Origin of the sequence: Streptomyces shaanxiensis (genome assembly GCF_039537145.1) — a bacterium.
GTDB classification, from domain to species: domain Bacteria; phylum Actinomycetota; class Actinomycetes; order Streptomycetales; family Streptomycetaceae; genus Streptomyces; species Streptomyces shaanxiensis.
This window is the reverse complement of the sequence record NZ_BAAAZY010000027.1, coordinates 114,801-138,552: the sequence shown is the minus strand read 5'-3', so window position 1 is coordinate 138,552 and position 23,752 is coordinate 114,801. Positions and strand designations below refer to the sequence as shown.

The 23,752-nt window shown below is 69.9% G+C and carries 22 protein-coding genes and 1 tRNA gene; 8 read left to right on the top strand and 15 right to left on the bottom strand.

Annotated elements, in window-relative coordinates:
• Positions 1-30: 30 nt before the first annotated feature.
• From ABD932_RS38025 to ABD932_RS38005, 5 genes are all read right to left on the bottom strand, one after another.
• Complete coding sequence (locus ABD932_RS38025; protein WP_345020232.1) at positions 31-933, bottom strand: LLM class flavin-dependent oxidoreductase; 903 nt, start codon at positions 931-933, stop codon at positions 31-33.
• Positions 934-1,061: 128 nt separating this feature from the next.
• Positions 1,062-1,610 (bottom strand): RNA 2'-phosphotransferase, encoded by a 549-nt coding sequence (locus ABD932_RS38020; protein WP_345020230.1) that lies wholly within the window; start codon positions 1,608-1,610, stop codon positions 1,062-1,064.
• A 122-nt stretch (positions 1,611-1,732) separates the two neighbouring features.
• Positions 1,733-2,665: a MerR family transcriptional regulator gene (locus ABD932_RS38015; protein ID WP_345020228.1), complete on the bottom strand. Its 933-nt coding sequence runs from the start codon at positions 2,663-2,665 to the stop codon at positions 1,733-1,735.
• Between the two features lie 101 nt (positions 2,666-2,766).
• Positions 2,767-4,536, bottom strand: coding sequence for an SDR family oxidoreductase (locus ABD932_RS38010; RefSeq protein ID WP_345020226.1), 1,770 nt, complete (start codon positions 4,534-4,536; stop codon positions 2,767-2,769).
• Entirely contained in the window at positions 4,533-5,384 is an 852-nt protein-coding gene (locus ABD932_RS38005) for a M24 family metallopeptidase (protein WP_345020225.1), read from the bottom strand. The genes ABD932_RS38010 and ABD932_RS38005 overlap by 4 nt, the downstream gene beginning before the upstream one ends.
• Before the next feature lie 255 nt (positions 5,385-5,639).
• Here ABD932_RS38005 and ABD932_RS38000 point away from each other — a divergent pair, with 255 nt between their 5' ends.
• From ABD932_RS38000 to ABD932_RS37975, 6 genes are all read left to right on the top strand, one after another.
• Positions 5,640-6,629 (top strand): ABC transporter ATP-binding protein, encoded by a 990-nt coding sequence (locus tag ABD932_RS38000; RefSeq protein WP_345020300.1) that lies wholly within the window; start codon positions 5,640-5,642, stop codon positions 6,627-6,629.
• On the top strand, positions 6,619-7,542 hold the full coding sequence (locus ABD932_RS37995; RefSeq protein ID WP_345020223.1) for an ABC transporter permease: 924 nt from the start codon (positions 6,619-6,621) through the stop codon (positions 7,540-7,542). The genes ABD932_RS38000 and ABD932_RS37995 overlap by 11 nt, the downstream gene beginning before the upstream one ends.
• Positions 7,539-8,450, top strand: coding sequence for an ABC transporter ATP-binding protein (locus ABD932_RS37990; RefSeq protein ID WP_126393446.1), 912 nt, complete (start codon positions 7,539-7,541; stop codon positions 8,448-8,450). Before ABD932_RS37995 ends, ABD932_RS37990 begins: the two co-directional genes overlap by 4 nt.
• 11 nt (positions 8,451-8,461) lie before the next feature.
• Positions 8,462-9,181 carry an ABC transporter permease subunit gene (locus ABD932_RS37985; RefSeq protein ID WP_126393445.1) on the top strand — a complete coding sequence of 240 codons (720 nt, stop codon included), beginning with the start codon at positions 8,462-8,464 and terminating at the stop codon, positions 9,179-9,181.
• A gap of 125 nt (positions 9,182-9,306) precedes the next feature.
• Positions 9,307-9,507 (top strand): SGM_3592 family protein, encoded by a 201-nt coding sequence (locus tag ABD932_RS37980; protein WP_126393444.1) that lies wholly within the window; start codon positions 9,307-9,309, stop codon positions 9,505-9,507.
• Between the two features lie 282 nt (positions 9,508-9,789).
• A tRNA-Ser gene (locus tag ABD932_RS37975) sits at positions 9,790-9,877 on the top strand.
• A gap of 295 nt (positions 9,878-10,172) precedes the next feature.
• On the opposite strand, the gene ABD932_RS37970 is transcribed toward ABD932_RS37975, so the two are convergent.
• From ABD932_RS37970 to ABD932_RS37930, 9 genes are all read right to left on the bottom strand, one after another.
• Positions 10,173-11,033, bottom strand: coding sequence for an HAD family hydrolase (locus ABD932_RS37970; protein ID WP_425587579.1), 861 nt, complete (start codon positions 11,031-11,033; stop codon positions 10,173-10,175).
• A complete protein-coding gene (serS, locus tag ABD932_RS37965) occupies positions 11,030-12,307 on the bottom strand; it encodes a serine--tRNA ligase (RefSeq protein WP_345020221.1) in 1,278 nt (425 codons plus the stop codon). Before serS ends, ABD932_RS37970 begins: the two co-directional genes overlap by 4 nt.
• Before the next feature lie 578 nt (positions 12,308-12,885).
• Entirely contained in the window at positions 12,886-13,818 is a 933-nt protein-coding gene (gene pheA, locus ABD932_RS37960) for a prephenate dehydratase (protein ID WP_345020220.1), read from the bottom strand.
• Positions 13,819-13,986: 168 nt separating this feature from the next.
• The gene (efeB, locus tag ABD932_RS37955) at positions 13,987-15,381 is read right to left on the bottom strand and encodes an iron uptake transporter deferrochelatase/peroxidase subunit (RefSeq protein WP_345020219.1); all 1,395 of its coding nucleotides are present in this window, start codon (positions 15,379-15,381) and stop codon (positions 13,987-13,989) included.
• Between the two features lie 8 nt (positions 15,382-15,389).
• Positions 15,390-17,447: a copper resistance CopC/CopD family protein gene (locus ABD932_RS37950; protein WP_345020296.1), complete on the bottom strand. Its 2,058-nt coding sequence runs from the start codon at positions 17,445-17,447 to the stop codon at positions 15,390-15,392.
• A gap of 73 nt (positions 17,448-17,520) precedes the next feature.
• Complete coding sequence (locus ABD932_RS37945) at positions 17,521-17,949, bottom strand: copper chaperone PCu(A)C (RefSeq protein WP_345020293.1); 429 nt, start codon at positions 17,947-17,949, stop codon at positions 17,521-17,523.
• A gap of 26 nt (positions 17,950-17,975) precedes the next feature.
• On the bottom strand, positions 17,976-18,629 hold the full coding sequence (locus tag ABD932_RS37940; protein ID WP_345020217.1) for an SCO family protein: 654 nt from the start codon (positions 18,627-18,629) through the stop codon (positions 17,976-17,978).
• A 98-nt stretch (positions 18,630-18,727) separates the two neighbouring features.
• Positions 18,728-19,465: a YcnI family copper-binding membrane protein gene (locus ABD932_RS37935; RefSeq protein WP_345020216.1), complete on the bottom strand. Its 738-nt coding sequence runs from the start codon at positions 19,463-19,465 to the stop codon at positions 18,728-18,730.
• A 206-nt stretch (positions 19,466-19,671) separates the two neighbouring features.
• Entirely contained in the window at positions 19,672-20,508 is an 837-nt protein-coding gene (locus ABD932_RS37930; RefSeq protein WP_345020214.1) for a hypothetical protein, read from the bottom strand.
• A 260-nt stretch (positions 20,509-20,768) separates the two neighbouring features.
• Here ABD932_RS37930 and ABD932_RS37925 point away from each other — a divergent pair, with 260 nt between their 5' ends.
• Complete coding sequence (locus tag ABD932_RS37925; protein WP_345020212.1) at positions 20,769-21,218, top strand: ATP-binding protein; 450 nt, start codon at positions 20,769-20,771, stop codon at positions 21,216-21,218.
• A gap of 42 nt (positions 21,219-21,260) precedes the next feature.
• Here ABD932_RS37925 and ABD932_RS37920 read toward each other — a convergent pair whose 3' ends face one another.
• Positions 21,261-22,571 carry a phospholipase D-like domain-containing protein gene (locus tag ABD932_RS37920; protein ID WP_345020210.1) on the bottom strand — a complete coding sequence of 437 codons (1,311 nt, stop codon included), beginning with the start codon at positions 22,569-22,571 and terminating at the stop codon, positions 21,261-21,263.
• A 229-nt stretch (positions 22,572-22,800) separates the two neighbouring features.
• On the opposite strand from ABD932_RS37920, the gene ABD932_RS37915 reads away from it, so the two are divergent.
• Positions 22,801-23,751, top strand: a complete 951-nt coding sequence (locus tag ABD932_RS37915; protein WP_345020208.1) for an intradiol ring-cleavage dioxygenase — start codon at positions 22,801-22,803, stop codon at positions 23,749-23,751.
• Position 23,752 lies beyond the last annotated feature (1 nt).

Here is a 23,752-nt window from a genome sequence, read left to right as displayed (position 1 = left end):
CCTTCACCAGCACCGTTGCACCTGTCCGCCTCACCGCAGCTGTGCGGCCGCGTCCATGGCGATCTGCTCGAAGACCTTCTCGTCGGCCGCGAAGTCCGAGTCGGGGATCGGCCAGTGGATCACGATCTCGGTGAATCCCAGCTCCTGGTGGCGCCCCGCGAAGTCCACGAACGCGTCGAGGGACTCCAGGGGGCGGGTGCGGTCCGGGGTGAAACCGGTGAGCAGGATCTTGTCGAGCCCGTCCACCTCCCGGCCGATCTCGGCGCAGGCGTCGGCCAGCTTCTCGGCCTGTCCACGAATGGCTTGAACCGACTGTTCAGGAGTGCCGTTCTCGTACAGCTTGGGGTCACCGGTGGTCACCCACGCCTGCCCGTACCGCGCCGCGAGCCGCAGCCCGCGCGGCCCGGTCGCCGCGACCGCGAAGGGCAGCCGGGGGCGCTGCACACAGCCCGGGATGTTGCGCGCCTCGTGCGCCGAGTAGAAGTCACCCTCGTACGACACCGACTCCTCGGTCAGCAGCCGGTCCAGCATCGCGACGAACTCGGCGAACCGGTCGGCACGCTCGCGTGGGGTCCACAGCTCCTGGCCGAGCACGGTGGCGTCGAACCCGGCGCCGCCCGCACCGATGCCGAGCGTGAAGCGGCCGTCGGAGACGTCGTCGAGAGAGATGAGCTCCTTGGCGTAAGGCACCGGATGCCGGAAGTTCGGTGAGGTCACCAGGGTGCCCAGCCGCAGACGGTCGGTGACGGCCGCGGCGGCGGTCAGCGTCGGCACGGCACCGAACCACGGGCCGTCCCGGAAGCTGCGCCAGGAGAGGTGGTCGTAGGTGTACGCGCCGTGGAAGCCGAGCTGTTCCGCGCGCTGCCATGCCTCGCGACCCCCCTCGGACCAGCGGCGGTACGGGAGGATCACGGTGCTCAGGCGCAGACTCATGTTTCGAGCCTAAGCGGCCGAACGGGTTTCACATGAAACGGTCACCGCACGCGGCTGCTCAGCCACGGAGTGAGGCCGATCACCGGAGTGAGGCCGATCATCGGGGCGCTCGACGCGCTCGACGGTGATCAGCGCGACTCGGGAAAGCGCAGGTACTCCGGCGGCACGGCCTTCGTCAGCCACACCCCGTTCGCGCTGACGTGGAAGACATGGCCGTCGCGGTGCATGGCGCCGGCGTCCACGGAGAGCACGACGGGGCGGCCGCGCCGTGCGCCGACACGGGTCGCGGTCTCGCGGTCGGCCGAGAGGTGCACATCGTGCCTGTTCATGGGCCTGAGGCCCGCGCTGCGGATCGCGTCCAGGTTGCGCGCCACGGTGCCGTGGTAGAGGTACGGCGGCGGTGTCGCCGGGGACAGTCCGAGGTCGACCTCGATGCTGTGGCCCTGGCTGGCGCGGATGCGGGTGCCCTCGATCGCGAAGCGCTTCTTGTCGTTGGCGGCGACCACGTGGTCCAGCTCTTCCCTGGTGAAGCGGAATCCGTGCGCGGCCGCGGCGGCGATCAGCGTGTCGATCTCGACCCAGCCGCCCTCGTCGAGGACCAGCCCGATGCGCTCGGGCTGGTGGCGCAGGTGCTTCGAGAGGTACTTCGACACCTTCACGGTGCGTCTTTCGTCCATGCCACCAGCCTGCCGGGAGCGGCACGAATCACGCGAATGATTTCGCACCCGATGTTTGATCCACAACCAAGTAAGGTTATCCACAGGGGAATTGGCGATTCTGTGGACAACGAGCCGTCGTTTCAAGGGGTTTCGTCAAGATCAGCTGATGAACTGTGATTTGCGGCGAGACGGTCCAAGGACCGGGCCTGTACTTCCCGTTCGGCGGCCAGCGCGATGAACTCCGCCGCCTGCTTCGGGCCAACCAGTCTCTCCACGGCCTGCATTGTCTCCACGGAGATCGACACGTTTCGAGTGTTTTTGCGAGGATCCGGCTTCTCGTCCGCTCCTAGACGCTGACGCAGGTGCCGGACCGCCAACAGCCGCATCGCGCGGGCGAGTTCCGCGTCCACCGTCTGCTGGGCGAGCGGGCGCAACCGGCGTACGAGTGAGGCTGCCTCGGCCGCCTCGGCGTCCGTGGGGCGGTGCGGTCCGTCGAGGTAGCGGGCGAAGACGTGCTCGGTGGTGAACTCCAGGAAACGGGCGGCGATGTGCTCGACCTGGCCTCTCAACTCCCTTAGATGGCCCGAGATCGCGGACAGGGGGACCCCGGCGGCGTGCAACTCGACGGCCACGGCGAGCTCTTGAGGGCTCGGCACGAGGAAGGAATCAGGGTCTCCGGGGACCGGCTCCAGCACGCCGAGCTCCACGGCATCGGCCACCGCCGCGTCGTCCGGGGTGCCGCCGAAGCGCTCGTCCAGCTCGGCGCGCGAGATCCGTACCGCTTCCTCGTCGGTCCACGGCCCGTCCACCTCGGCGACCAGCCCGAGCACACCACCGAGGCCGCGACCGGCGTCCCAGGCCTCCAGAAGTTCCTTGATGGAGGCCAGGGTGTAGCCGCGGTCGAGGAGGCCGGCGATCTGGCGCAGGCGGACGAGGTGGGCGTCCGAGTAGACGTTGGCGCGGCCACGGCGCACGGGACGGGGGAGCAGGCCGCGGTCCTGGTAGGCACGGATGGTGCGGACGGTGGCCCCGCTGAGATGCGCGAGATCCTCGATCCGGTACGCCTGCTCCACGCTCGGCCGCCTCCGCCCGCTGTCGTACCGTCAGTTCCAAGTCGCCCACGGTGGTGGCTGCGTGCGGGCCGCGTGCCCCTCGTGACCTTCGTCGTCTGCGATCACAGCGGCGGCTCCAACCGCGCGATCCTGCGCAGCGCCCTCGGCGTGAACCGCGACATGAGATACGCCCCGCGCGCCTCAGGCGTCACCGGAACGACGGCCTCACCACGCACCACCGCCCGCAGGATGGCGTCGGCGACCTTCTCCGGCGGGTAGTTCCGCAACCCGTACAGCCGCGCGGACTTCTTCTGGCGCCGCTTCTCCTCCTCGGCGTCGACCCCGGCGAAGTGCGCGGTGGAGGTGATGTTGGTGTTGACGAAGCCGGGGCATATCGCGGTCACGCCGATGCCCTGACCGGCCAGTTCCGCGCGCAGGCACTCGCTCAGCATCAGCACGGCCGCCTTGGAGGTGCTGTAGGCGGGCAGCGCCTTCGAGGGCTGGTACGCCGCCGCCGACGCGGTGTTGACGATGTGGCCGCCCTGTCCGCGCTCGGCCATCTGCCTGCCGAAGAGCCGGCAGCCGTGGATGACGCCCCAGAGGTTGACGTCGAGGACCTTCTTCCAGTCCTCCGGCGTGGTGTCGAAGAAGGAGCCGGACAGGCCGATCCCGGCGTTGTTCACCAGGACGTCCACCACGCCGTAGTCCCTGGCGACCTTCTCGGCGAGCTTCTCCATGGCCTGCTCGTCGGAGACGTCGACGGTCTCCGCCCAGGCCTCGGGCGCGCCGATCAGACGGGACATCTCGGCGGTGCGGGCGGCGGCCTCGGCGTCCCGGTCGACGGCCACCACGCGCGCGCCCGCCTCGGCGAACGCGTACGCCGTCGCCCGGCCGATGCCGCTGCCGGCGCCGGTGACCAGGACGAGCTGCCCGCCGAAGCGATCGGCGTACTTCCCGGTCGCCGTCACCCCCTCCGGCCGCCCGCCCTCCACGGACGTCACGAACTCCGTGATCCACGCCGCCAGTTGGTCGGGGCGGCTGCGCGGGATCCAGTGCTTCGCAGCGAGCGTGCGGCGGGTCAACTGCGGAACCCACCGCTCCAGTTCGTCGTAGAGCCGCTCCGACAGGAAGGCGTCCTCCAGGGGCGTGATGAGCTGCACGGGCGCGTGTGCGTACGCGTCCGGGCGCGGACGGCGCAACCGGGCCCGTACGTTGTCGCGGTACAGCCATGTCCCGTGCGCCGCGTCCGTGGGCAGGGACGAGGTCGGGTAGCCGTCGCCGGGCACCTTCTCGAAGCGCTCCAGCAGCCTCGGCCAGCGCTTGCCGAGGGGGCCGCGCCAGGCCAGCTCGGGCAGTACGGGCGTGTGCAGCGCGTAGACGTACCAGGACTTGGCGCCCTGTCCGAGCAGCTCACCCACCCGGCGGGGGGTGGGGCGCTTCAGGCGCCTGTTGATCCAGTGACCGAAGTGGTCGAGGGACGGCCCGGACATCGAGGTGAAGGAGGCGATCCGCCCCTCGGTGCGCTTGACCGTGGTGAACTCCCAGGCCTGCACGGAGCCCCAGTCGTGCCCCACCAGATGCACGGGCCGGTCCGGGCTGACCGCGTCTGCGACGGCCAGGAAGTCGTCCGTCAGCTTCTCCAGCGTGAACCCGCCCCGCAGCGGCTGCGGCGCGGTGGACCGGCCGTGGCCCCGGACGTCGTACAGCACGACGTGGAAGCGGTCGGCGAGCCGTGGCGCGATCTCGGACCACACCTCCTTGCTGTCCGGATAGCCGTGCACGAGGATCACCGTCGGCTGTCCGGGGTCGCCCAGCTCGGCGACGCACAGCTCGACCCCGCCGGTCCGCACCCGCCGCTCGCGCGCGTCCTGAAGAGATACCGGCACCGTCACTTCTCCTCCGCCCAGCGCCGCACATGCGGCAGATCGTCGTCCAGCCAGAAGGCGCTCTCCTCGGGATCCGCGGAGTCGGTGACGACGAGGATCTCCTCGAACTTCGCGCCCGTACCCCGGAATCCGAGGTGCGGTTCGACCGCCCACAGGCCCGGCTGCGGCGGATGGTCGGAGAAGCGGTACGGCGACCACAGCGGGGACCAGCCCTCGCGGTGGCCGTGCAGCGCGTCGCTCGCCAGGCCCTTCAGGGACTGTGTGCCGAACCCGAAGACATGCGCCGACCAGCGGCGTTGCCGGACCCGGTCGACCTTGTGCGCGATCACGCCGAAGGGATAGGCGCGGTGCCGGTTGGCATAGCCCTGGCGGACCATGAGCCGGTCCACGTTCTCGTAGATCTCCCGCAGCGGCCGTCGCTCGCGCACCTCGCGCAGGATCAGCTCCCGGTGCGCCTCCAGGTCGGCCATCAGCTTGTCCTGCACCGGGTTGATGCCGAGCGAGCCCGAGTAGCCGATGTCGGCCGTGTAGCCGTCGTACACCGGGGCCATGTCCAGGATGAACGGCATCCCGGGCTCCAGACGGCGGTTGGTCGGGAAGAACTGCAGCGGAACCCGGAAATTCACGAACGCCGTGCGGTCCCCGAACCAGGCGAAAGGCAGATGGAACCAGTCCCGCACCCCGCGCTCACGCAGCCACTCGCGCTGCATACGCGCCGCCTCGCCCTCGGTGATGCCCGGCTCCAGCCGCGCCGCGACGGCCTCCGCGCACTCGTACGCCAGCCGCTGGACCCGTCTGAATCCCTGCAGTTCCGCGGATTCCGCACGGAGTTCGCCTGTCACCGCCGTAGTCATGCCACCGCCCCACTTTGTCCACACTGACTGCGGTACGTGTCCGTAACTTGACACTGGCGAATGTGACAGTTGTTAGAGGCTGCGTCAATAGGCCTGCCTCGGGCTGTGGAAAACCTTGCCGATGTGGAAAACGTGGACATCGTTGTTCGACCTCAGGGTGACCCCTAGGTGCCCGTACATCTGGAGTCTGACTTCAAGACAGCTCTGCGGGGTGACGACCGGCGTGGTCCGCGTCACTACCTTCGAAGCGTGACTGTGATCGCGACCGAAAGCCTGAGCAAGCGGTTCCCCAGGGTGACCGCGCTTGACCGGCTCTCCGTGGACGTCGGGCCCGGTGTGACCGGACTCGTCGGAGCCAATGGAGCCGGCAAGTCCACACTGATCAAGATCCTGCTGGGTCTGTCCCCCGCCACCGAGGGCCGAGCCGAAGTGCTCGGACTCGACGTCGCCACCAAAGGCGCCGCCATCCGCGAGCGGGTCGGGTACATGCCGGAGCACGACTGCCTGCCGCCCGACGTGTCGGCCACCGAGTTCGTCGTGCACATGGCCCGCATGTCCGGCCTGCCGCCCGCCGCCGCGCGCGAGCGCACCGCGGACACCCTGCGCCACGTCGGTCTGTACGAGGAGCGATACCGCCCCATCGGCGGCTACTCGACCGGCATGAAACAGCGCGTGAAGCTGGCGCAGGCCCTGGTCCACGACCCACAGCTGGTCTTCCTGGACGAGCCGACCAACGGCCTCGACCCGGTCGGCCGCGACGACATGCTCGGCCTGATCCGCCGCATCCACACGGACTTCGGCATCTCGGTCCTGGTCACCTCGCACCTGCTGGGCGAACTGGAGCGCACCTGCGACCACGTCGTCGTCATCGACGGCGGCAAGCTCCTGCGCTCCAGCTCCACCACCGACTTCACCCAGACCACGACCACCCTCGCCATCGAGGTCACCGACACCGACGACCACCCGGACGGCACCCGCACGGTGCGCGACGCGCTCCACGCGCGCGGGGTGGACGTCCTCGACGGCAGCGGCGGCCTCCCGGGCGCCGGACACATCCTGCTGCTCACCGCGCAGGGCGAGGAGACCTACGACCTGGTGCGCGACGTGGTCGCCGACCTCGGCCTCGGCCTGGTGCGCATGGAACAGCGCCGACACCACATCTCCGAGGTCTTCACCGACAACGACCAGGGCAGCGAGCAGAGCACCGACGCACAGCGGAAGGAGGCGGTCGGCCATGGCAGTTGAGCAGCCCGTAGCCACGAAGTCGGGTGACCAGACCCGCATCCACAACATCGGCTACCGCACCTACGACGGCCCCCGCCTCGGCCGCTCCTACGCCACCCGCTCGCTCTACTCGCAGTCCCTGCGCGGCGCCTACGGCCTCGGCCGCTCGGTGAAGTCCAAGGTGCTGCCGATGCTGCTGTTCGTGGTGATGTGCGTGCCCGCGGCCATCATGGTCGCCGTCGCGGTCGCCACCAAGGCCAGCGACCTGCCCGTGGACTACACGCGCTACGCGATCGTCATGCAGGCCGTGATCAGCCTCTACGTCGCCTCGCAGGCGCCCCAGTCCGTCTCCCGCGACCTGCGCTTCAAGACCGTGCCGCTGTACTTCTCGCGGCCCATCGAGACCGCCGACTACGTCCGGGCGAAGTTCGCGGCGCTGGCCTCCGCGCTGTTCCTCCTCACCGCGGCCCCGCTGCTCGTGCTCTATGTGGGCGCGCTGCTGGCCAAGCTCGACTTCGCCGACCAGACCAAGGGATTCGCACAGGGGCTCGTCTCCGTGGCACTGCTCTCGCTGCTGTTCGCCGGCATCGGCCTCGTCATCGCGTCGTTCACCCCGCGCCGTGGCTTCGGCATCGCTGCCGTGATCGCCGTACTGACCATCTCCTACGGCTCGGTGTCCACGCTCCAGGCCATCGCCGACGCCCAGTCCCTCGACGGCGGAGGCAGCAGCGGCGCCATCGCCTGGATCGGCCTGTTCTCGCCCATCACGCTCATCGACGGTGTGCAGTCCGCCTTCCTGGGCGCGAGCTCCGCGTTCCCGGGCGGGGTGGGCCCGAGCAACGGCGAAGGAGTCGTCTACGTCCTCCTCACCCTGGGTCTGATCGCCGCCAGTTACGGCCTCCTGATGCGCCGCTACCGAAAGGTCGGACTGTGACCACGCTCTCCATCGACCACGTCTCCCGCTGGTTCGGCAACGTGGTCGCCGTCAACGACATCACCATGACGATCGGCCCCGGCGTCACGGGCCTGCTCGGCCCGAACGGCGCCGGAAAGTCCACCCTCATCAACATGATGGGCGGCTTCCTGGCCCCCTCCACCGGCACCGTCACCCTCGACGGACAGCAGGTGTGGCGCAACGAGTCCATCTACCGGCACATCGGCATCGTCCCCGAGCGCGAGGCGATGTACGACTTCCTCACCGGACGCGAATTCGTCGTCGCCAACGCCGAGTTGCACGGCCTGGGAGCCAAGGCCGCCCAGAAGGCACTGGCCACGGTCGAGATGGAGTACGCGCAGGACCGCAAGATCTCGACGTACTCCAAGGGCATGCGCCAGCGCGTGAAGATGGCGAGCGCCCTGGTGCACGACCCGTCACTGCTCCTGCTCGACGAGCCCTTCAACGGCATGGACCCGCGCCAGCGCATGCAGCTCATGGACCTGCTGCGCCGCATGGGCGACGAGGGACGCACGGTGCTGTTCTCGTCCCACATCCTCGAAGAGGTCGAGCAACTCGCCTGGCACATCGAGGTCGTGGTCGCCGGACGGCACGCGGCCAGCGGCGACTTCCGCAAGATCCGCCGCCTGATGACCGACCGCCCGCACCGCTACCTGGTGCGCTCCAGCGACGACCGCGCCCTCGCGGCCGCGCTGATCGCCGACCCGTCGACGTCCGGCATCGAGGTCGACCTGGCCGAGGGCGCGTTGCACATCCAGGCCGTCGACTTCGGCCGCTTCACCGCCCTGCTGCCGAGGGTGGCACGCGACCACGGCATCCGCCTGCTCACGGTCTCGCCGTCCGACGAGTCCCTCGAGTCCGTCTTCTCGTATCTCGTCGCGGCGTAGGAGGCCGAAAGATGTACGACCCCACAGTCGCCCGGCTCACCTACCGGGCCCTGCTCGGCCGTCGCCGGGCCCTCATCCTGGGCGCGCTGCCGCTGCTGCTCATCGTCATCTCCGTGCTGGTGCGCGTCCTTGCCGGAGCCGACGACCAGACCGCGTCGGACCTGCTCGGCGGGCTCGCGCTCGCCACCATGGTGCCGATCATCGGCGTCATCGCGGGCACGGGCGCGATCGGGCCCGAGATCGACGACGGCTCCGTGGTGTACCTGCTGTCCAAGCCGGTGAAACGGCCGACGATCATCTTCACCAAGCTGATCGTGGCGATCGCCGTGACGATGGTGTTCTCGGCGCTGCCCACCTTCATCGCCGGCTTCATCCTCAACGGCAACGGCCAGCAGATCGCCGTCGCCTACACGGTGGCCGCGCTGGTCGCCTCCATCGCGTACGCGGCGATCTTCCTGCTGCTCGGCACGGTGTCCCGGCACGCGGTGGTCTTCGGGCTCGTCTACGCGCTCGTCTGGGAGGCCCTGTTCGGCTCCCTGGTGGCGGGTGCGCGCACGCTGAGCGTCCAGCAGTGGTCGCTGGCGGTGGCGCAGAAGGTCGCCGGCGGGGACATGGTGACGTCGGACGTCGGGCTGACCACGGCGACGGTGCTGTTGGCCGTGGTCACCGTGGTCGCCACCTGGTACGCGGGCCAGAAGCTGCGGTCGCTGACGCTCGCCGGTGAGGAGTAGGGGCGCCGGTGAGAAGTAAAGGAGCGGGCCCCTGACCGGGCTCGCTCCTGACGGCGGCTTCACCTCTGTCCGGGCACACTGGGCAAAAGGGGGACGTCCTGCTGAGAGGGCTGAGAGGAACGGGGATGGCAGACGACTGGGACGACCTCGTCCTGGACGAGGACTTCATACGGTCCGCCGAGACCGCAGAACCGTCCGCCCGCGCCCGCATGCTGGCCGCCCGCTGGCGCCGTGAGGAGCCCGAGCCGCAGCCGTGGCGCTCCGACGAACCGCCGGCCGGATGGTTCTTCAGCAAGGGGCGCCGACGCAAGTGGCGCCGCCGGTAAGGAACGTACGCCGCTTTCCAGGGCCTTTTAATCTGTGGCGCCCAACTCGCCGTACAGGCACAGTGGTTGTGTCCACATCGCCGGACGGTGAGTCCGGCGCCACATTCTGGGAGAGGAGCCGGACGATGTCCATGCACGGCAGTACGTCCAGCTCCCTTCAGGGCAGCCGGCGGCGGACTCCGGAGTAATCGCTACCCCTCCGACGAGTTCGTACCGCACGGGGAGCTGCCCGGGGCGGCCGCTTCGAGCACGCGATGTCGCTCTCGCGTGGGCCGCCCACCCGGAGGATTGGCCGAGTGGTAAGGCACCGGTTTGCTAAACCGTGGTCGGGTCTGAAAAGCCCGCGCACGTTCGATTCGTGCATCCTCCGCGAGACGTTGCCACTGGGGCTTGGCCGGGCTGCAGGGGTTGGGGTGCCTTGACGAGGCGCCCGGCGCTGCAGGCCGTGCCCACCCGTTCCGCCCTGCGGAACGTCTGCCCACGGCGGTTGCCCACGGCGATTGCGGATGCGGACTGCCCCTGGGAAGGGCGTCCCGGCGCTACCCGGTCGGCCCGTGGCCGCTCGCCGAAACCGCGGCCCCAGCCCTCGGCCCCCAGCCCCCAGCCCGCGGCCCCCGGAGCCTGGCAGGCAGCCCCCGGCTCGACGAGCCGAGGCGCTCCCAGCCTCAGCCGAGCAACCGCTCCAGTACCACCGCGATCCCGTCCTCCTCGTTGGAGGCCGTCACCTCGTCCGCCACCGCCTTGAGTTCCTCGTGGGCGTTGGCCATGGCCACCCCGCGGGCCGCCCAGGCGAACATCGGGATGTCGTTCGGCATGTCGCCGAAGGCGATCGTGTCGGCGGACTTCAGGCGCAGCCGACGGGCGGCCAGGGACAGGCCCGTCGCCTTCGACAGGCCCAGCGGCAGCAGTTCCACGATGCCCTCGCCCGCCATCTCCACCGTGACGAAACCGCCGGCGGCCTGGCGGGCGGCCTCGGCCAGTTCGTCGTCCGACAGGCTCGGGTGCTGAATGTAGATCTTGTTCAGCGGGGCGGTCCACAGATCCGACGCGTCCGTGAAGGGGGTCGCAGGGAGCTTGCCCGTGACCGCGTAGCCGGGGCCCACCAGCACGTCGCCGTCCAGGCCGTCGCGGCTCGCCGCCAGGAACAGCGGGCCGACCTCCGCCTCGATCTTGGCCAGGGCCACGCCGGCCAGCTGGCGGTCCAGGGTGACCGAGGTCAACAGGCGGTGCTCGCCGGCGTCGTACACCTGCGCGCCCTGCCCGCACACGGCCAGACCCTGGTAGCCGAGGTCGTCGAGGATGTGGCGGGTCCAGGGCACCGCGCGCCCCGTGACGACGATGTGCGCCGCGCCCGCCGCGGTGGCCGCGGCGAGGGCTTCACGGGTGCGGCGCGAGACCGACTCGTCGGAGCGCAGGAGCGTTCCGTCGAGGTCGGTCGCGATCAGCCGGTAGGGGAAGCCGCCCGAGTTGTCCGGGAAGTCTCCCGAGGAGCCCTCGGGATCCCCGGTGGGAGCCGTGCCGCTCACTTGGCCACCGGCTCCAGGACCTCCCGGCCGCCCAGGTAGGGGCGCAGCACCTCGGGCACCCGGACGGAGCCGTCGGCCTGCTGGTGGTTCTCCAGGATCGCCACGATCGTGCGCGGGACGGCGCACAGGGTGCCGTTGAGCGTGGCCAGCGGCTGCACCTTCTTGCCGTCGCGCAGACGCACCGACAGCCGGCGGGCCTGGAAGCTGTCGCAGTTGGAGGCGGAGGTCAGCTCGCGGTACTTGCCCTGGGTGGGGATCCACGCCTCGCAGTCGTACTTGCGGGACGCCGACGCGCCCAGGTCGCCCGAGGCGACGTCGATGACCTGGAAGGGCAGCTCGAGGCCGGTGAGCCACTGCTTCTCCCACTCCAGGAGCCGCTTGTGCTCGTTCTCCGCGTCCTCGGGGGCGACGTACGAGAACATCTCGACCTTGTCGAACTGGTGGACGCGGAAGATGCCGCGCGTGTCCTTGCCGTAGGTGCCGGCCTCGCGGCGGAAGCACGGCGAGAAGCCCGCGTAGCGCAGCGGCAGCTTCTCCGCGTCGAGGATCTCGTCCATGTGGTACGCGGCGAGCGGGACCTCGGAGGTGCCGACCAGGTAGTAGTCGTCCTTCTCCAGGTGGTAGACGTTCTCCGCGGCCTGGCCGAGGAAGCCGGTGCCCTCCATGGCGCGCGGGCGGACCAGCGCGGGGGTGAGCATCGGGATGAACCCGGCCTCGGTGGCCTGGGCGATCGCCGCGTTGACCAGCGCCAGTTCCAGCAGGGCGCCGACACCGGTGAGGTAGTAGAAGCGGGAACCGGACACCTTGGCGCCGCGCTCGACGTCGATGGCGCCCAGCGCCTCGCCGAGCTCCAGGTGGTCCTTGGGCTCGAAGCCCTCGGCACCGAAGTCGCGGATGGTGCCGTGCGTCTCCAGGACGACGAAGTCCTCCTCGCCGCCGACGGGGACGTCGGGGTGGACGAGGTTGCCGAGCTGGAGTGCGAGGCGCTTGGTCTCCTCGTCCGCCTCGTTCTGCTCGGCGTCGGCCGCCTTGACGTCGGCGGCCAGCTGGCTCGCCTTCTTCAGCAGCTCGGCCTTCTCGTCGCCGGAGGCCTTGGGGATGAGCTTGCCGAGGTTCTTCTGCTCGGAACGCAGCTCGTCGAAGCGGACGCCGGACGACCTGCGCCGCTCGTCGGCAGACAGGAGGGCGTCGACGAGCGCGACGTCCTCTCCACGGGCGCGCTGCGAGGCGCGCACTCGGTCGGGGTCCTCACGGAGCAGGCGAAGGTCAATCACGCGCTCAAGGCTACCGGGGCGGGGTGACAGCCCACGACTCGCTATTCCGAACCGTGGCTTACGTTCCGTTATGGGTGAATTGCGAAACGTGTCAATAAAAGGTGTCTCACTCCCTGGAACGGGGCAGGGGCGCGGCGCCCGGTTGACTCGATTCCCTTGTGGAGAACGGGACTTGGGGCCGTGTTGTCCACAGGAATCCCCAGCCCCCTGAAGAGTTATCCACAGGGTGTGTGGATGGGTTGTGGACGTCGGAATTGATCACTCCGTAACGCGTCGCGCGAGTCGAGGATTCCCAGGACAAACCCTCTGTATCCCCACGTTCGAGTGGAAAGCGGTCGCCCCAAAGGATTGCTCAAAGGAAAAGAGTGGACGAAGGGTGACTTGCGTGACGGTGGACGCCGAAGGGCCCTGGGGAGCGCTTTGTCGACAGACTCACGCTTCCTTGTCGACTTGTCCCCAGGTCGAGAAGAGTACCTGTGGATAACTCCTGTGGATAACGACAATCAGCTGGTAGTACTGGCGTGAAACCCATGCCGGATCCATTCGGAACCAGTCGGAACCGGCTGGCACGGAACCGCTCAGAACCGCCCGTCCTGGCACCGAGCCACCCAGTCCGACGCCGACACGAACTCCTCGTCCGACGTCCCGAGGCGCGGCGGCTGCACATCCCCCGGCTTCATGTTCGCCCGCGGATACGAGCCCAGGAACCGGACCTCCAGGCAGATCCGCTTCAGCCCCATCAGCGCCTCGGCCACCCGGCGGTCGGAGATGTGTCCCTCGGCGTCGATGCAGAAGCAGTAGTTGCCGATGCCCGCGCCGGTGGGACGGGACTGCAGCACCATCAGGTTGATGCCGCGTGTGGCGAACTCGCCCAGGAGGTCGCGCAGCCCGCCGGGGTGGTCGTCGCGCTGCCACAGCACGACGGAGGTCTTGTCCGCGCCGGTCGGCGCCGCGGGCCGGGCCGGCCGGCCCACCAGTACGAACCGGGTCTGGGCGTTCTCCGCGTCGTGGATGCCGGACTCCAGGGCCTCGAGGCCGTACCGGGCGGCCGCGAACTCGCCGGCGAAGGCGGCGTCGTACTGGCCCTCCTGGACCAGGCGCGCGGCGTCCGCGTTCGAGGCGGCCGACTCCCAGTGGGCGTCCGGCAGGTTCTTCTTCAGCCAGTTGCGGACCTGCGGCTGGGCGGCCGGGTGCGCGGAGACCGTCTTGATGTCCGACAGCTTGGTGCCGGGCCTGACCAGCAGCGCGAAGGTGATCGACAGGAGCACCTCGCGGTAGATCATCAGCGGCGCGCCCGCGACCAGCTCGTCGAGCGTGGTCGTGATGCCGCCCTCGACCGAGTTCTCGATCGGCACGAACGCGGCCTCGGCCTCGCCGGCGCGCACCGCGTCGAGCGCGGACTGCACGGACACGTAGGGGATCAGTTCCCGGGTCGCGGTCTCGGGAAGGGTGCGCAGGGCGACTTCGGTGAAGGTGCCCTCGGGGCCGAGATAGGCGTAGCTCGCTGGCATGACCTCACCCTAATGGGCCTTGCGAAAGGCGGTGCACGACTCTGGGCCGTGAGCCACCCCCGAGAGCGACCTCACTGTCGTACGACCGTGCAGAACCCGTACGACGCTCCCGGCACCGTCACCCCTCCCCACCTCACCCTGCCGGTACCGTCACCCCACCCGCCACCGTCACCCCTCCAGCAACCGCTGCCCCACGTACTCGCCCTCCGCCGCCCCGCCCGGCACCGCGAACAGCCCGCTCGCCTCGTGCCGGATGTACTTCGACAGGGCGTCGCCCCGGTCGAGCTTGCGCTGGACGGTGACGAAGCCGCGCAGCGGGTCGGCCTGCCAGCAGATGAAGAGCAGGCCCGCGTCGGGTACTCCGTCGGCGTCGATGCCGTCGTGGTACGAGAACGGGCGCCGCAGCATCGCCGCCCCGCCGTTCTGGTCGGGCCTTGTGATGCGTGCGTGGGCGTTGATGGGGACGACCAGGTTCCCTGCCTTGTCGGTCTTCTCCAGGTCCATCTCGGTCGTCTCGGTGCCCCCGGACAGCGGCGCCCCGTCGGACTTGCGGCGCCCGATGACGTCCTCCTGTTCCTTGACCGAGAGCTGCTCCCAGTCGTCGAGGAGCATGCGGATGCGGCGTACGACGGCGTAGGAGCCGTTCGCCATCCAGGCCGGGTCCTTCGAGCCGGACTCCGGCACGAAGATCCGCTCGTCGAAGTCGGCCTCCGTCGGCTTCGGATTGCGCGTGCCGTCCATCTGGCCCATCAGGTTGCGGGCCGTCATGGGGTGCGCGGTGGCGCCCGGCGACCGGTTGAAGCCGTTCATCTGCCAGCGCACCTTGGCGGCGTTGCCCGCGTCCTTCTGGATCGCGCGCAGGGCGTGGAAGGCGACCAGGGCGTCGTTGGCGCCGATCTGCACCCACAGGTCGCCGTTGCTGCGTGCCTTGTCGAGCTGGTCGGAGGAGAAGTCGGGCAGCGGGTCCAGGGCGACCGGGCGCTGCTTCTCCAGGCCGGTCCGGGCGAAGAAGCCGTACCCGAAGCCGAAGGTGATCGTCAGCGACGACGGCCCCGAGTCCCGGGCGACATCCGTGTCGTCCTGCTGCGCCCCCTCGCCCGCCATCAGCCGCCGTGCCGTCTCCGACCAGCGGCGCAGCAGTGCCGCCGCCTCCTTGCGGCCCGCGCCCGCCGCCAGGTCGAAGGCGATGACGTGGCCGCGCGCCTGGAGCCCCTGGAGGATGCCGGGCTGATGTTTCCCGTGAAACATCACCTGATCGGCGCCCAGCGAGGTGAGCGGTGTCGCCTCGGCGGGCCGGGCGGCGTATCCCACGGCCCCGCCGGCCGCACCGAGGACCAGCCCGGTGGCACCGGCGGTCCCGAGCAGCCGACGCCGCGAAACGCCCTCCTTGAGGGCGCCCTTGGCGGAGCCTTCGGAAACGCCGTCATTAAGTGCCGTCTCGCCATTAGGCGCCGTCTCGCCATTAAGTGGCGCCTCGCCGTTGAGCGGTGTCGTGCCCTTGCGTGTCTTGCCCTTGCGTGGCGTCTGAGGAGTACGGGCCTCCGGAATGGACTGGTCAGCCATGGTGAGGTTCAGCCGATCTGCGCGTTCTTGGAGACGGTGGCCTGGTCGATGTCGGAGGTCCGCACGGTCACGGCGATCTTCCACTCGCCCGCCATGGGGATCTGCACTCCGCTCGCCGACCAGTGTCCGGTGGAGATGTGGTCGGGGACGACGGGCAGCGGCCCGATGTCCTGGGACTCGAGGGTGAAGGCGACCTTCACCTCGGGGATGTCGAAGGCGCGGCCGTTGGGCCGCTGTACGTATACGTGCATCTCGTTGCCGCCCACGCGCGCGGGGTCGAGGTCGATCCGTACGACGCCCTTGCCGTCCTCGCCGCCGGTGTCGAAGGACATGTCCAGGGTCAGCGCCCCGGCCGTCGACCCGTCGGCGGAAGCGGACGACGACGTGGCCGCCCTGGCCTCCTCCTCCGTACGCCCCGGCTCGGTCGACGTCAGCATGGTGGTGACGGCGAGCAGGACGACGGCGACGCCCGCCTCGGCGAGCACCGAGCGGCGCAGTCCGAACCGGTTCGGGTCGGCGTCCCGCTGCTGCTTCTGCCGTGCCGTGTCGATCGCGGCCTGCTGCCGGGCGAGCTGGGCGACGCGCTTGGAGTCGCCCTGGTCGGATGGGGAGACGCCCTTGTCGGCCACGGCCGCGGAGGCACCCTTGTCGGCCACGGCCGCGGAGGCACCCTTCTTGCCGGAGGCCGAGGTGGCGGCGGCGGAGGTGCGGGACTGGGCGGTGGCGTGCTCCTTCTCGCCTGAGGCTGCCTCGCTGTCGGCCGCCTCGTCCTCGACAGCCTCGCCGTCGGCCGGCTCCTTGGCCTTCCGCGGCTTCACCACGACCGCGTCGGCCAACCGCGCGGTCCACCGCCGCGAGATCCACGCGATCCCCACCAGCAGCAGTACGAGCCCGATCTTGACCAGCAGCAACTGCCCGTACCGCGTGCCGGTGAACGCCGACCACGACCCCAGCTGTCGCCACGACTGGTAGATCCCGGTCGCGACCAGCGCCAGCACGCTGCCGAAGGCGACACGGGAGAACCGTCGTACGGCGGACGCCTCGAGCGGCGTGTCCGTGGGCGTCCAGTAGAGGGCGACGAGCAGCGCGGCGAGCCCGCCGAGCCAGCCCGCGACGGCCAGCAGGTGAACGATGTCGACCGGCATGGCGAGGCCGGCCTGGAGCCCGGTCGAGGCGTGTTCGGACATCGCCCAGCTCGCCGCGAGCCCCGCCGCCACGACGCTCCCGCCGATCGCGAGCCCGAAGGTGAGGTCCCGCTTCTCCTCGTCCTCGCGCTTGTCGTACGCGCCGAACAGCACGGCGATGAACAGCGCCGCCGCCGCGAGCAGCAGCAGCCGCGACACCAGTGCCGCACCGGTCTTGGTCTGCAGCACCTGGCCGAGGAGGTCCAGGTCGAAGATGTCGCCGACCTTCCCGGTGCTGGTGTACGAGCCGCGCAGGAGCAGCAGGCCGAGCGTGGCGGCGGTCAGGGCCAGCCAGCCGGAGACGACGAGCCGCTGCAGCGCCCGCACGCTCGACCCGCGCCGCCAGCAGGCGAGCACGAAGGCGGCGCCGCCGACCAGGACGATGAAGCCGGCGTACGACACGTACCGCCCGAACCCGTAGAGCCAGCCGACGACCCCGCCGCCCGCCTCCTGGCCGGAGACCGAGACGCTGGTCTGCGAGGGGGCGCCGATGGAGAAGGTGTAGGCGCCGGCGACGGGATGGCTGTCCTCGGACACCACCTGGTAGGTGACGGTGTACGTGCCGTCGGGCAGGCCGCTGTGGAGTTTCACGGCGTACGTCGTGCCGCTGAGGTTGGCCGGGGCGCCCTGGTCGATGCGCTGGCCCTTGGGGTCGAGCACGCGCAGGGAGTCGTCGGACAGGGCGACCTTCTCGGAGAAGGTCAGTGAGACCTGCGTCGGGGCCTTGTCCACCACCGCCCCTTGCTGCGGGTCGCTGCCGGTCAGCGCGGCATGCGCGGAGACCGGCCCGGCACCGGCGAGGAGCAGTCCGGTGGCGGCCAGGAGCAGCAGCACCAGGGTCCGGACACGCCGCAGCACCAGGGTCCGGACACGCAGCAGCACCAAGGGCCGGACACGCGACAGCGCCAGGGTCCGGACGCGCGGGGCGATGGTCTGGGTCAAGGCGATCTCTCCCTCAGTGTCCGGTCTTCGGGTTGTACGTAGCGGACTTCACCGGCATCTCGACGGTGACCGTGCCGGACTCGGCGAAGTGGAGCTTCACGGTCACCTTCTCGCCCTCCTCGGGCTTCCGCTTCAGCTTCTCGAACATCAGATGGCTGCCGCCGCTCTTGAAGACGAGTTGACCGTGCGCGGGGATGGCGACGTTCTTGACCTCCCGCATCGACGAGTCGACCGTTTCGTGAGCGGTCACCTCGCCGATGTCGCTGGTGACGGAGGTCAACTCGTCCTTGGTGCCGCCCTTGTTCGTGATCGTCAGAAAGCCCGCCGCCATGGAGTCGGAGACCGGCTGCGGGATGTAGGCGCCGCTGACGGACAGTTCGACCTGGGAGTCGCCGGAGTCGGAGCCGGAGCCGCAGCCCGCCAGGACGAGGGCTCCGGTCATCACCGCGGTCACCGGGGCGAACCGCCTCACGGCTTCTCCCCCTTGATCAGCTTGGGGAGGTCCTTGGTGTAGTCGTCGACCTGGGCGTCCTCGGTGTAGAGGACGTACCCGGCGTCGGTCTTCGGCGAGAACGCGACGACCTGGGTGCCGTGGGTGGAGACCATCTTGCCGTTCTTGTCCTTGTGCGGCGGCTCGATGGTGATGCCGAGGGTGCGGGCGCCGGCCTGGATGGTGGAGAAGTCCCCGGTCAGTCCGACGACCTGCGGGTCGATGCCCTTGAGCCACTTGCCGAGCGCGGACGCGGTGTCGCGCTCCGGGTCGGTCGTGATGAACACGACGCGCAGCTCGTCCTGTTCGGCCTTGGGCAGCTGCTTCTTGGCCACGGCGACGTTGCTCATCGTCAGCGGGCAGACGTCGGGGCAGTTGGTGTAGCCGAAGTAGATCAGTGTCGGCTTGCCCTGGGTCTCCTTGCGGAGGTCGTACTTCTTGCCGTTCGTGTCGGTGAGGACCAGGTCCGGCTTTTCGAACGGCTTGTCGAGGACGATGGCGGCCTTGTCCGAGCCAGCCTCCTCGGAGACCACGGTGACGGGCTTGTCGCTGTCGTCACCGCTGCCGCAGGCGGAGAGGGTCAGGGTGGCGGCGGCGAGCAGGGCGGCCGCGGCGAGTGTTGTCTTACGCATGCTGCTGCAATCTCCCGGGGGACGGCCCCCGGCCCCGGCCCAGAGACCGGTGGGCCGGGACACGGAGGCGTCCCTAGGTGTGGGTGTACGGAGTTGGGTCAGGCGTCGGTGCGCCGACGGCCGGCGAGCACGCCGTACGCCACGCCCAGCGCGCCGACGACGATGCCGACCACGCCGAGGACGCGGGCGGTGGTGTCGCTGCTGTCGGCGGGCTCGGTGGCCTCGGTCTTCGCGGAGGCGGCCTCGGCGTCGTCGGAGTCGGAGGCCTGGTCGGAGGAGGACGAGCCGTGGTGGCCGTCCTCGGCGGCGGACAGTTCGAGTACCGGTGCCGGGTTTTCGGGCTCCTCCTGGCCCTCCTGCGGCACCTCGATCCAGCGCACGACCTCCTTGTTGGAGTACGTCTGGATCGCCTTGAAGACGAGTTCGTCGGCGTCCTCGGGGAGCTGGCCGATGGCGACCGGGAACTTCTCGAAGTAGCCCGGCTCGACGCCCTTGTCCTCGGCGGTCCAGGTGATCTTGGAGACGGCCTCGGAGATCTTCTCGCCGTGCATCTCGATCGGCTTGTCGAGCTTGGACCTGGTGACCTCGATCTTCCAGCCGGGCATCGGCTCCGGCATCGCGGAGGCCAGCGGATGGTCGGTCGGGAAGGTCACCTCGAGCTTGGTGGTCGAGGCGTTGTCGCGCTCGTTGGGCACCTTGAAGTCGACGACCGCGTAACCGCCCTTGGCGGCGGTGCCTTCGGGCTGCACGCTGACGTGGGCGAACGCGGGCGCGGACAGGGCGAGCACGGCCGTGCCGGCGAGGGCGCCCGCGGCGGCGAGGCGAGAGGTCTTCATACGGAGCACTCCACTGTGGGTGAGATTCGGGATCCCGGTGGTGATCGGGATTCCGGTGGTGGTGAGGAGCACGCGTGCGCAGGGGTGCCCGATCGGGCGGGCACAGCAGGAAGGAGCTGTCCCTCGATCGGAGAACCGGGCACGCGCGCGTGCCGCACGACGGCGGCCCCTCAGCCCCACTTCGGTGGAGTGGCGGTCGCGTCGTGTCAGGCGGCGAGGACGAGTGCGGCACCGGCCGGCGGGCCGCGCCTGATCACCGTGTGCTGGAGTGCGAGGGTGCGGGGTTCGGGCGGGCCGGACCAGTCGGCGCACTGGACGAGCGGGCCCGCCTCGGGGGCGCCTGGCAGCCCGGCACGCAGGGCGCGCACCAGCGCGAGCGCCCCGCGCAGGGATCGTACGAACGCCCCCTCGGCGACCGAGTGCGCCGTCAGGGCGGACATCTCGGCGACGCGCAGCAGGGCCAGGTCCCCGCGGCGCAGCAGCCATCCCGCGACGAGAGCCGCGAGGAGGTGGGCGAGCACCATGGGCAGGGACGGCAGGAGCGACGCGGAGCCGGTGACGGTGGACAGGGCGTCCGCCGACGGGTGCGGGGTGTGCGTTCCGGCGGTCGGGGCGAGCCGTGCCTCGGTGAGGAGCTTCTGGGCCTGGGCGGGGCTGATGGCCGCCGCGGCGGTCCCGCAGACGAGCCGTGCGGCCTGCTCGACGAGCGCGGCGTCGGAGGCGGAGGCCCCGGTGGAGACCGTGCCGGAGACCCCGGTGGCCGCCCCGTGCTGACCGAGCCCGAACAGCGTGTGCAGGACGGTCTGGCCTGCCGCGAGCAGCGCCGCGATACCGGGCAGCGAGCGCTCCCGCCCCGCGAACGGCACCGTGACCAGGAGTACCCCCAGGAACCCGGCGCCCAGCGTCCACAGCGGGATCGTGGCGCAGGAGCCCAGCGTGTGCCCGACCCCGGCCAGCACGACGCAGACCGCGGCGAACACCGCGGCCCGCAGTATCCGGAGATCTCCTCCGGAGCGCACCGTGCGCGGGTGGGGGGCAGTCATGGCGGGCTCATCATCGCACTGGCCTTATGACCGCCATACGGCAGGTCCGCAAGATGACGTACGAGTGCTTCGGGACTTACAGGGGGATAGGAACCGTACAAACCGGAAGATCACCTTCTGGTGTGGGCCGACCCCACATACACCGATTCACGCGTGGGCGCATCGACCATATGGGCGGCATCACGTCAAGGATGTGCTTACACCCCCGCACTCGTGGCAATACGTAACGGTATGTCGAGCCGCGGCCAGGAGGCTGGAGCATGAGCATCTGGTGGTCACTCCATCTGCGGCGGGAAGCTGCGAGCGTGCCGCTCGCCCGGCGGTTGCTGATCGGCACCATGGAGACCGCGGGCGTGGACCCGGACGTGTCGTACGACCTCTCCGTCGCCCTCAGCGAAGCGTGTGCGAACGCCGTCGAGCACGGCGGCGACAGTACGCCGGACGGCTCTCCCCAGGCGTATCGCGTGACGGCGTACCTGGACGGCGAGAAGTGCCACATCGAAGTCACCGACTCGGGCCCGGGCTTCACGGCGCCACTTCGCGCCCCTCGCCCGGTCTCCACCGATGCCGAGCACGGCCGCGGCCTCTGCCTCATCGCGGAACTCGCCGACCACGTCCAGATCGGCAACAAGCCGGGGCGGAGCGGGGCGGTGGTGAGTTTCGACAAGATCCTCAAGTGGCGCGAGGGCACGCCGTTGGTGGCGGTGTAGCGCCGCCGCACCCGCGACGGCCGTCCCGCCGCACCGCCGGCATCAACCACCGCAAGCGGAGCGGATCCTGTAGAACGCGCTCAGGTACCGCGCGTGGTACGACGCACTGGTGATCCGCACGATCGCCTCGTCCGCCGACCGCAGTGACGACCCGGTCAGGTTGGCGCTGCCCGTGTAGACGCGCGGGGTGATGTCGCCGTTGTAGTCGCCGTCGATCAGGATCTGCTTGTTGTGCGGGCGGACGTCGATTCCGGGGCCGTTGGGGATGCGGCATCTGCGGTGCTGGATGCCGGCGGCGTTCAGCCGGCTGGTGATCGCGGAGTCGCTGTCGGCGTAGACGATGTCGATCCAGCAGCCCTGGCCGCGCAGCTGGGCCAGTTTGTCGGCGACCTGGCGGCGGGAGCCGAAGAAGCTGTGCGTCACGATGCGGATGTCGGTCTGGTGCCGCAGCCCGTCCGCGCCGGTGTAGGCGCAGCTGATCTCGTTCAGCGCGCCCACGATCGTGTCGGTGGCCGGGTTGAAGTACGACGCGTCACCTCGCGGGTAGAAGAAGCCCCGGTAGGCCGAGCCGGTCGGGGTGGAGAAGTACGCGTTGTTGTTGCCGCGGGCGAGGGTGCGGCCCTGGCGTTGCTGCTCGTGGTACGAGACGTAGGCGTTGTACACCGTGCTGTTCGTGAAGGTGACGGCGTCGTTGAAGGACTCGACCTTGTACCAGTCGGTGAGGTTGGAGGAGGTCTGGAAGACGACCCCGGAATAGCTCGTGCCGTCGTCGAAGGGCCCGATCCTCGAGAAGACGAAGAACTTGTTGTGGTTGTACGCCGGTACGGGCGGGGCCACTGCCAGGCAGCCGCGCTGGACGTCGTCCACCCCGTCCGCGTCCTCGAACCTGTCGTCGCAGACGACGATCCAGGAGCGGGCGGCGGTGCTGGTCCCGAGCACTGTCCTGAGGGACCGGTAGGCCGGGTTGTCGAACTCGGCGCCGCCGGGCCCCACGTAGGTCGAGTCGTCGACGACGAGTCTGACGTCGACGCCGCGCGTATGGGCGGCGATCAGCGCGTTCGCGACCTCCTGGTCGAGGAACTCGTAGACCGAGCCGCGGATCTGTGCCCCGGACGGCGTCGCGTCGATCAGCCGCACCAGCTGGGTGAAGATCGCCTTCTGTTGCGCGGCCGTGCCCAGCGGGTCGTTGAACACGGGCCCGTTGATGACCGGCTTGGTCAGTGCGGCGGCCGGGGTCGCCCCACCGACGAGGAGCGCGCTCACCAGGGACAGCACAGCGGCGACGGCCGACAGCACCGAACGGAGGGACCGGGCCGGACGCGGGCGCACCGGGCGTACTGGCGAACGGGTCATCGTCTTCGCTCTCCTGGGCGGGGCATGATCGCGGAAGTGGCCAGTTCACTTTGCCCGGGAGAGGGAGAAAGTCACCGGAACGGGGGCATTTGGGGTAATCAGTGGGCTCTACGGGTGAGGGACCCCCAATGGACGGTGACAGGCGTCGACTTCAGCTTCCTCAGGACTCACAGCCACCGCACAGCGCCACCCCAAGCTTCTGACGGGTGGCGTCCCTAACTTCCTGGCCATGACGGGAAACCACAAGGACAAGTCGATCACTCGGCGCCGTGCGCTCGCGGTGACCGGCGGCACGATCGCGGCGGGCGGGCTCGCCGCCGCGGGCTATCAGGCGGCCTTCGCCGACACCGGCACGACCACGACCGAGGCCGCGGCGACGGCCGGCGCGACCGCCTCGGAGAGCTCCAGCTGCATGACGCTGATGTCGAGCGTCACCGAGGGCCCGTACTACCTCGACGGCGCCCTGGTGAGAAAGGACATCACCGAGGGCAAGAGCGGCGTCCCGCTCACCTTGCGCCTCACCGTCGTCGACGCCACCGACGGCTGCACCCCGGTTCCCGGCGCGGCCGTGGAGATCTGGCACTGCGACGCCTGGGGCTACTACTCCGGCTACACCACGGCCAACCCCGGCGGCTCCGCACCCGCCGAGAGCGAGGACGGCTCGACCGCCGACGACAAGACCTACCTGCGCGGCTACCAGATCGCCAACGCCAACGGGGTCGTCAAGTTCGAGACGATCTTCCCGGGCTGGTACACCCCGCGCACCTGCCACATCCACCTCAAGGTGCACACGGGCGGCCAGAAGGAGGACGGCACCTACGAGGGCGGCAAGGTCAACTACACCGGCCAGCTGTTCTTCGACGACGAGATCGCCCAGGAGATCTTCACCCTGGAGCCCTACTCCAAGCACTCCGGCAGCTACACCACCCTCGACAACGACATGGTCTACGACGGCGGCGGCGCCTCCAGCGGCCTGCTGACCCTCAAGGCCGTGCACAAGAAGGACCCCTCCAAGGGCTACAAGGGCTTCCTCACCATCGGTGTCGACCCCGACGCCGAGAACACCGGCGCGGGCAGCGGCGGCGGTGGCGGCGAGGGCGGTACGCCGCCGAGCGGTGCCCCGACGGGCACCCCGCCCAGCGACGCCCCGTCGGCCTCGGCGTCCTCGTCGTCCTCGTAGG